Origin of the sequence: Anaerobacillus sp. MEB173 (genome assembly GCF_052119505.1) — a bacterium.
Lineage (GTDB): Bacteria > Bacillota > Bacilli > Bacillales > JBJMAU01 > JBJMAU01.
This window is the reverse complement of record NZ_JBJMAU010000016.1, coordinates 52,979-62,202: the sequence shown is the minus strand read 5'-3', so window position 1 is coordinate 62,202 and position 9,224 is coordinate 52,979. Positions and strand designations below refer to the sequence as shown.

Sequence of the window (9,224 nt, the reverse complement as noted above, 5' to 3'; positions counted from 1 at the left end):
TATCATCAGACATATGATCATAAATAGCCTTTTTTAATTCCGAAGACTGCCAACTATCAGGGATCTTTGAAAAAAATGCTGAACATGATTTTTATACCCTGTAATCGTAGCTTTACTCAAACCTTGTGCTTGTTTTAAATAAAGAAACTCTTCTAATACCTCCATCCATGTTTTTTCCTCTGCTTCAAATCGTATAATTTTCCCCAACAAAAAAAACTCCTCTCACAGTAGATACTGCAAAAGGAGTTATATGCTTTTTTTAATACCAATCGTGTTAACCTAAAAAGAAATTTTTTAGTTCACACGACTTACATTATTACAAGGGTAATATAAACTTTCGTAACTTCTCGAAACCCTTGATATAACTATGTATGGTACCGGTGGTCGGGGTCGAAATAGGTTAATAGTTATTGAGTTAATAAGGTGTTGGAAAAGTGAAGTGTAAAATTTGTGTAAAAAATATCTTGGTGTGTAAAAATATCTAACCAGAGGTTTTAATGAAAGATATCTTACTTACTGCAAATAACCTTTAAATCAATTCCAGTAGTTTCTTTTATATAATTTTCTGTAACACCAAGTAAATTTAATATTTCTTCGCTAACAATACTCTTAGAGATACTCGGCTGAACAATAAAAATCTCAAAGGTCATAGGTATCCTTTTTTTAGCTTTATCTTTTAAGATTTCTAATTCTCCCTCTGAACCTTGCTCTATTCGACTACATGAGACTTTATTATAGGTCTTCACTTTTCTTCTTAACAAATGATTAAAAAATTCTTTCCCATCTTTATATTTCCACTGTGTGGATTTTTGAGCTTGTCCACAAACTTCATATAGGTTTCCAACACTATTAGAAACTTTTCCATCTTTTGCATATTTTAAATGATACATTTGAATCTTAATGATATGATCTTCTTCTTTAATAGTAACTATATCTGCAATTTCACCACTACCGTCGTCATCATATATAATATGATAACCCTCTGACTTGAGTTTATTAATAAATTGATATTGAATTGAATTAGACCTTTTTGGCTTTACTTGTTGTGACTCTTTAGCTATATCAGTATTGGACCAGTCATGAGTTATTAGTAATTCTTTACCATACAAGTTAATAGTATGTTTTAATTGAATGTATTCATTACCAGTGAGTGCTGAACCATCAGCAAACCAAATAGTCGGTGTATAGATTTCTAAAAACTCTACCAATGAATATTTTTTGGTTCCATATTTCACTATCACATCTTCATTTGATAAGATTTCAAATCTATAATCAGGATACGCAGGCTCTGAATCATTTTTTTGGAATACAGTAAAACGAATTGGTAAATCGTATAGTTCTGATTTAAGGACCATATTAATTTCAGAATTAATCTCAAATTTGTCAATTTTCAGCTCTACTTCAGATAAATTATAAGTAAGATTTCCAAATATAAATTGACATCTAGTTTCGGCTTCGTTATAAATCTCATAATCCCAATCGACACTAATTGGTACCTTGTTAGGCGTTTCAGAAATCATCGTTGGAACCAAACATTCTTTTAAAATTTCATTTGCGTCAATGATTGGATTAATTAATTTTTCTCCTACATTCATACACCAGTCTTTTAGGTTCTTTATATTACCTTGTAACTTAGTCCAAATCCTCCCCTTATAAGAACATCCAATATTTACAGGATTACCATTTTCAAATCCTGCTCCTACTACATATGCCTTTTGACTTCTTTGTTTTTCAGTTAGTGGTAATGCTTCACCAATATCACTTCCTACACTCATCCTATAACGTATATCTTTACCTAAAAATAATTTCAATCCTACATTCTGTAATTTGATACGTTTAATATTGTTTAAGGCTTTAAAAACATCCATTTTATTAATCAAAACTGGATTCGGCACAATAATTTCTGCCAAATCTTTATATAGACTCTCATTATCAGAGCTGTTTATATATAACAATTTATTCACTGGATCCCAAATGAAAATCAATAAACTCCAGATTAGATTATAAGCATTCTTATCACTTAGCCAATCTAACCGATTTTTTTTAGCATATACTATAACAGCTACATTTTCATTTTCATTTACATCAAAGAATGCATATTCATAATTTGGATTTTCATAATATCGACTTTTTATTGATTTCGGAAACCACTTGTCTGTATTACTTTTATATACTACCGTACTTAGCTTAGGTTTAATATTTTGAAATGAAAAATTAGATGCATTCAAATCGCAAAAACCATCTAAGAAGTCTTTATATATGACTTCATTTTCTATACTAGAACTACTGAAATTTGATAAAAGTTCATTCCAATCTGCATCACTGCTATATAAATCATCAAGTGCACCAGATACATTTAGATCAGCAATATTAGCAATAAATGCTGCTGTTCCAAGCTCACTATCATGCTTAGTTCTAGTAAATCGCCCAGTAAATTGTAGTGTGATTGGTAAACTTTTTTTCACATCGTGCATGGCTGCTATTTTTAATTCGGGTAAATCAAATCCTTCACCTAACATATCTACACAAACTATGATTCTATGCTTTTTTTGTAATATACTTTCATATATCATTTTTTCATTTTGTATTTTTGAATAAATGACTGTTGGATTCAAGTGTTTATATTTTGTATAAATTTGAAAAATCGAATCTGCTCTACTCTTGTTAGCACATCTAGCCATCAAAATATGTGGTAGACCTTTATCAATATCTTCCTCTAATCTCTTAACAGCTACTTCTGCAATTAATCGATCAGCTTTTTGACTATTATATTCCCTAATTGGAATAAACTCTATTTTTGTAAAATAACCATCTTTTTGTGCTTCACTAAGTGGAAAATTGAAAATAATTTTTCCATCTAAATTTTTCCCGTCATTTCTAAAAGGCGTAGCTGTAAATTGAATTACTTTTTCATTATCGAATATTTTCCGGAATGATTCCCATGATCGTGCTTTTACGTGGTGAGCCTCATCAATAAAAACATTCGTACACATAGTAGAAAATATATTTTTCTTTTCATCATCCATTAATGTAAGTAGTTGCATTGTAGTAATAACCACATTACAATCTCTTAAAAAAGACTCCAATTCTTCTTTTTCTTTAAATCCTTCATACATGATACCAATTTTGGGGTATTTTGCCTGAGGACCAACTATCCCAAAACTTTTCAGCAGCCCTAATGTAATAAATTTTTCAGATATCTGTGTTCTAAGGGCATCACTGGGTACCGTAACTAATAAACGTTCGCATTGAGCTGCAATCATAGTAGACATCATTGTTTCTGTTTTTCCTGTACCTGTTGGCATTACTACAGTCGAAAGCTCTTTAGAGATTTTCATATGACTAAGAATTGAATATAGTGCAGCAATTTGAGGTCTTCTTAACCCATTAATTCCGCGTTCGATGTTTTCTTCTTTAAAATTGAATTGACCTCTCCAACTTGAAACAATTTCTTCATTTGAAAAATCAATTTCATCTTCTGGATGCTTCAACCATCGTTTCACTTCAATACTGTTATGCTCTAGATCTTCTGTTAAATTAATCTTATTTATGAGTAGTATATAAGGAACACCTTCATCAAAGTATTTATTATCGGTAGTAAAGCAATATCTGCTATTTTCACATTCTAGTATAAAATACTTTTTATTTATTTCTATTATTTCACCATTTATATTAATCTTGTTAGAAATCATTTGTTTAATTACATTTCTACTTCCTGTTTTTTTATAAATGACTTTTTCATACACCGGTAAATTTACTTGAATCATTTGTTCACTCCATTAATAGTAAAATTATTGACAATTCGGAAATATAGCTGATATGTTGCCCCTCTTTGTTTTAGGTAAACACATTATACCTACAATTACAATTGTACAATAATTTCGTTCTATAGGTTACTGAATCATTAATAAAATTCAAACTATGAAAGAAATAATGAAATACTTCCTTCGCTGGATTCCACCAAAGGTCATATAAAATAACCGTATCCGCTTAAGGTACACGATAACTAGATATCAATAAGGTCAATATGTTTGAAAATCTATTAATGGGGATTATTGATATTTAAACACAAAATAAATAAAGGGAAAGACAGGCATTAGTATTTCTAATAAACCTTTCCTCTCCCTTGTAATGCTGTTTGTTAGCTACTAAATTACAGCTTACCCATTATATCAAGCAAACTTTGATAACTATCTACATCATGATATTTCACTTTACTTGTTGATATTTCATTAAAGAGCCTCTTTGCACAAGCTATTTTTGCTTGTTCAATTGGACGTATATTCATGCTATCCATTGTTCCTTTTGTTTCAGCTATAAAATAAATATGTTTTACAGTACCTTCATTAAATGCAATTGCCCAGTCAGGTGAATAATTTCCTACCGGAGTTGGTATAGCGAAACCTCTTGGCAATTTTGCATAGACACATACCTCTTCTGCATGATCCATGTCTTCAGCAAAACGTCTTTCCACACTTTTTTCGGCTAAACCGTCCGTTATTACATAGTCCTGAACATGTTTTTTAGCACGAAATGCTCTCTTTAGGTCGACAGCCCCTTTTTCAGCTGTGAAAATATTGCTATCATATTGTTTTTCAATTTGATCATATGATATATGCTCTACTATCATGGTAGCCTTTTGTTCCTTAATCAAACGGGTAACCTTGGTAATAAATTCTTCAGGGTTTTGTTTAAACATTGCAAATTTGTAGTTCTCAAGACCAGATAAAATGGCAACTACAGTTCGGCGAGTTAGGTTTGTACCTTCAGCAATTTTTCCAACCAAATCATAAGTAATTTGGCTGGTAGCTGCATTTCTTAACGTTTCAGTTTTTGTATTTTCCTCTACAAAACTGTCCCCGCGATTAATGGAATGTTCGTCTAAATCTATTGTTTGCTTTCCGGTTGTGACTGTATATTTTAGTTGAGTAACGTGCAAGTCATCATTTATGCTTTTAATTGCCTTTTGAATTAACTCCGCGCTATCAAATTCAACGGTATATGCATATTGGTGATTAATGTAACCCCATAACGTCTGAAATTCATTCTTATAAAAATTATCATTCAATGAGTTCTCTTGAATTTTTGTCTCATTACCATTTTCAATCATTCTCTCTAGGACACTTTCATCAAATACACCTTGAATTAATGTATGTACACCTTCCCCTAGAGGTCGAAGATTTGAAGGTAGAGGAACTAAACAATTATTTTCCAGATCAGCCCTGTATGAATCAGTCACATTATCATTATCATCAACATAATCGTTCTTTAATAGATAACGGTAAATATCTTTAGCTTCTTTTACACTAAGGACAAAAGGTTGTTCGCCAACTATGATGGTCTTTCCTGTAAAATATTCTTGTGTTGCTTTAGAGGGACGGTCATATAATGCTTCTTTAATTCCAGTTTGTAAGTCAGAAACAAAATTTTTATATCTTTCACTAGCAATTACTGTAAGTACATTGATTGAATGGACAGAGTCACCACATGCTTCAAAATCCATCCGATCACCCTTTTGATTTACACTAAGGCGTAATCCCCGACCAACTTCCTGTCTCTTTTGTGTTGGACTAATCCCACCATGTTTTAGTGTACATATTTGAAACACATTTGGGTTATCCCATCCTTCACGAAGGGCTGAATGAGAAAAGATAAAACGTACGGGTTCATCAAAGCTGAGCAGCCGCTCTTTATTTTTAAGAATTAAGTCGTAGGCTGAGATATCGTCTGTCTCATCACTACCTCGTTTAGTAGGGCTGTCTATTTTGCGTCCCTGTTTATCAATACTGAAATAACCTGTATGCGTTGCTTTAGGCTCAATAGAGTTGAGATATCGACCATACGGAGTATCTTCAAGTGTGATATATTCATTTAAAACATTGATATACTCCTGTTCAAACATATCACCATATTCGGAATTAATTTCTTCCCCATCCTCATTATATACACGATACTTTGCTACTTCATCAATAAAGAACAGGGAAAGAGTTTTAATTCCTAACTCAAACATATGTTTTTCTTTTTCAAAATGGGATTTAATTGTCTCTCGAATTTGTATTCGACGCATGTCCTTTTCAGACACATCACCGACAACCTCCCCACGAGATAATACTTCACCATTTGTAAAGGTTACCGTACCTCTTATAGGATCTATTTCATTAATGAAATAACCTTTATACTGCTCCATATTATTTGATTCAATGTATAAGTCATCCCCTACACCTAAAATACGCGATTCGCGGTTAATTGATTTTTGATATTTTTTCTCTAACTCAATTTTTGCCATAGGGGGTTTTTTCGGTGAAATAATAATACTTTCAAGGAATAGATATTTATCGGTTCCTCGAAGATTTTTTAACTCAAAGCCTTTGACCTCAATCTTTTTAACTAAACGCTTATTATATGCATCCACAGCATCTAATACATATACAAGATTGTGCTGCTGAGTATGTGTGGCAGAATAATTGAGGCAGAACAAAGGGTTGAAATTTGCTAAGGCCTTCTGTGTTTTATCCCCACCCATCTTTTGTGGTTCGTCAAGTATGAGGATTGGACGATTGGCCTTAATAACATCAATTGGTCTACGACTGCCGAAGTCATCTAATTTTTCATAAATACGTCTTGCTTCTTTACTTCTTCCCCCTTCTTTCATAGTAGTATTAAAAGCTTGAATATTTATTATCATGACATTTATGCCAGAACTTGAACTAAAGCTGTCAATTTCAGTTAGATTTTTACTATTATAAACAAAAAATCTCGCCTTTTTTCCGTAATGTTCCATGAAATGCTCTTGAGTAATTTCGAATGACTTCTTAATACCCTCACGAATTGCTATGGATGGAACAACTATTATAAATTTACTCCAGCCATATTTCTTATTTAATTCAAAGATTGATTTTATATAAACGTAAGTCTTTCCAGTTCCAGTCTCCATTTCTACATCTAAACTACACTTACCTAAATTGCCAATTAAACTTTCTGACTGCTTTATATTATTTCTTGCCTGCATATTTCGAACATTCAGGAGCAATTGTTCTTTTGATAAAATTATGTCTGCATTTTTAAATCCAGTCGACACATCTTCATCTTTGAGTCCCTGATCTTCAAACATGGATAATTGCTGATTCTGCTTGATACCTTTAATCCCCAAATCCCTTACGTACTTAACTTGACTGGAAAAGGGTTGTCCTTCAAATATGTTCACTACACTGTTAACAGCATCAGATTGGTATTGTTGTACTTTAAATTTAAACTTCATCATAACACCCCCTTACAGCACCTTTCTTACTGTAGTAGGGCTATACGTTTCGAAAATTTGTTCAAAGTTTGTTACTACACTGTCATTTGCAAGACTGCTGTCACGGAATACTGCATAATAAGGTTTTTGCTTGGCAATTTCGGTAATAACCTCACTGGTTACGTTATTATCGAAACAAGCTATCAAATAACCATTTGCTACATTGAACACCTTTTTACCCTCTATTTTAGATTCCTCAATTTTACTTGAAAGAAGAACTCCTAAATCTAACATAACCTGAAAAAGTAAATCCTCTCGAGATCGATCAGGTTTAATATTATCCTCAAGTTCAAATAGATCTTTTTGACTGTATTCCTCAGGGGTATAAAAAACATCCTGCATATTTGTAGTATCAACTTTCAATACACGGAAACCAATATCTTGTTTGTCTGCAACTTCAGAGTATTCTTTGAGTATTTTTTTGCCTGCACGTCTAATACGTTCTTTACCAATTTCACAAATATTTATAAGACCTTCTTTATAAGCTGCAGAATTATCTTTGGTGTCTTCAGGAAGTTGCACCATGATAAACTTACGATTTCCTTCGTCCTCCGCATTCAATTCCATAACAGCATGAGCTGTCGTAGCTGATCCGGAGAAAAAGTCCATGATAATCGAGTCTCTACCAGAACCAGTTATCGTAAGTTTTTTTATTAAATCAACTGATTTCGGAAAGTCCATAATACTGGTTCCAAATAAATCTTTAATGACCTTTCTTCCATTATCGTTGGTTATTTCTTTGTCAGTCCAAAGAGATTTTATCAAGGTAGTTGCAACATTTCCCTCTTCGTCAGAAAAATAATCTTTTCTATAAATTCTCCATTCATCTCCCGTCTTTTCAGCAACAAGTAAATGATTCTCATTTTTTACTTTTTGTTTTGCCCAAGTCCAGCATGTTTTTGTACCATCAGGAGCATCTGGCCATACTTCGTCCACGAAAACTTCATCCTTTATTAAAGAAACCTCTCCGTTTTGTGGATTAACATATAGGGGATAATAGAGATTTGGTCTAGTTACAGGATTAAATGATTGATTCCTATTCCTTAAACCCAGAACTCTATACTTACCCATGGAATCTTCACGATTATATTCGTCAACCATACGGCCTTCTTTTGGAACACCACTCATTGTAGAAGAAAATTGAGTGTTTTTCCCATAAATTAGAATTGATTCATGTGTTCTTGCAACGAATTTGTCCAGGTGCCTTCCACGAGGGTTTAATTGGACTGCAAGTGTAGCAATATGATTAGGCTTACCAAATATTTCATTACAAATTTTTTGAGCATTTTCAAGTTCGTTATCATCAATACTAACAAAAATAACTCCATCATCTGTTAATAAGTCTTTCGCAAGTTTAATACGCGGATAAAACATGTTGAGCCAATCAGTATGAAATCTTCCATTAGATTCCGTATTTTGTACAAGGCGATTCCCTTCATCATCGTACTGTCCACTATTTGACAAATATTCTTCGGTATTCTGTGCAAAATCATCATCATAAATAAAGTCATTACCAGTATTGTATGGCGGGTCAATATAAATCATTTTAACCTCACCTAAATATGTTTCCTGTATTAATTTTAGTACCTCTAGATTATCTCCTTCGATGTATAAGTTTTCAGTATCTTCGAAATCCACACTCTCATCTTTATAAGGTCTGAGAGTCTTAGTAATAGGAGCATTAGCCAAAAGAATTGACTTTTTCTTATCCGGCCATGTGAATTGATATCTTTCCTCTGTACCATCTACCACAATATCAGAAAGTTCCTGACGTAACATTTCAAAGTCAATTGCATTTTCGATAATAGGAGAACCATCCTCACGATACCCTTTTATGACCTCTGTTAACGTATGAGGAAACATCTCCCCAATTTTTTTAACATTTTCCTCAACTTTATTCACGGAATACATTTTCAATCTGTCCATA

The 9,224-nt window shown here is 32.6% G+C and carries 4 protein-coding genes; all 4 read right to left on the bottom strand.

Annotated features, from left to right (window positions below):
* Positions 1-33: 33 nt before the first annotated feature.
* Positions 34-207: a hypothetical protein gene (locus ACJ2A9_RS19655; RefSeq protein ID WP_441423394.1), complete on the bottom strand. Its 174-nt coding sequence runs from the start codon at positions 205-207 to the stop codon at positions 34-36.
* A 302-nt stretch (positions 208-509) separates the two neighbouring features.
* Positions 510-3,767: a DEAD/DEAH box helicase gene (locus tag ACJ2A9_RS19650; protein WP_441423393.1), complete on the bottom strand. Its 3,258-nt coding sequence runs from the start codon at positions 3,765-3,767 to the stop codon at positions 510-512.
* 386 nt (positions 3,768-4,153) lie between these two features.
* Positions 4,154-7,258 carry a type III restriction-modification system endonuclease gene (locus tag ACJ2A9_RS19645; RefSeq protein WP_441423392.1) on the bottom strand — a complete coding sequence of 1,035 codons (3,105 nt, stop codon included), beginning with the start codon at positions 7,256-7,258 and terminating at the stop codon, positions 4,154-4,156.
* A 12-nt stretch (positions 7,259-7,270) separates the two neighbouring features.
* The gene (locus ACJ2A9_RS19640; RefSeq protein WP_441423391.1) at positions 7,271-9,223 is read right to left on the bottom strand and encodes a site-specific DNA-methyltransferase; all 1,953 of its coding nucleotides are present in this window, start codon (positions 9,221-9,223) and stop codon (positions 7,271-7,273) included.
* Position 9,224: the final 1 nt, after the last annotated feature.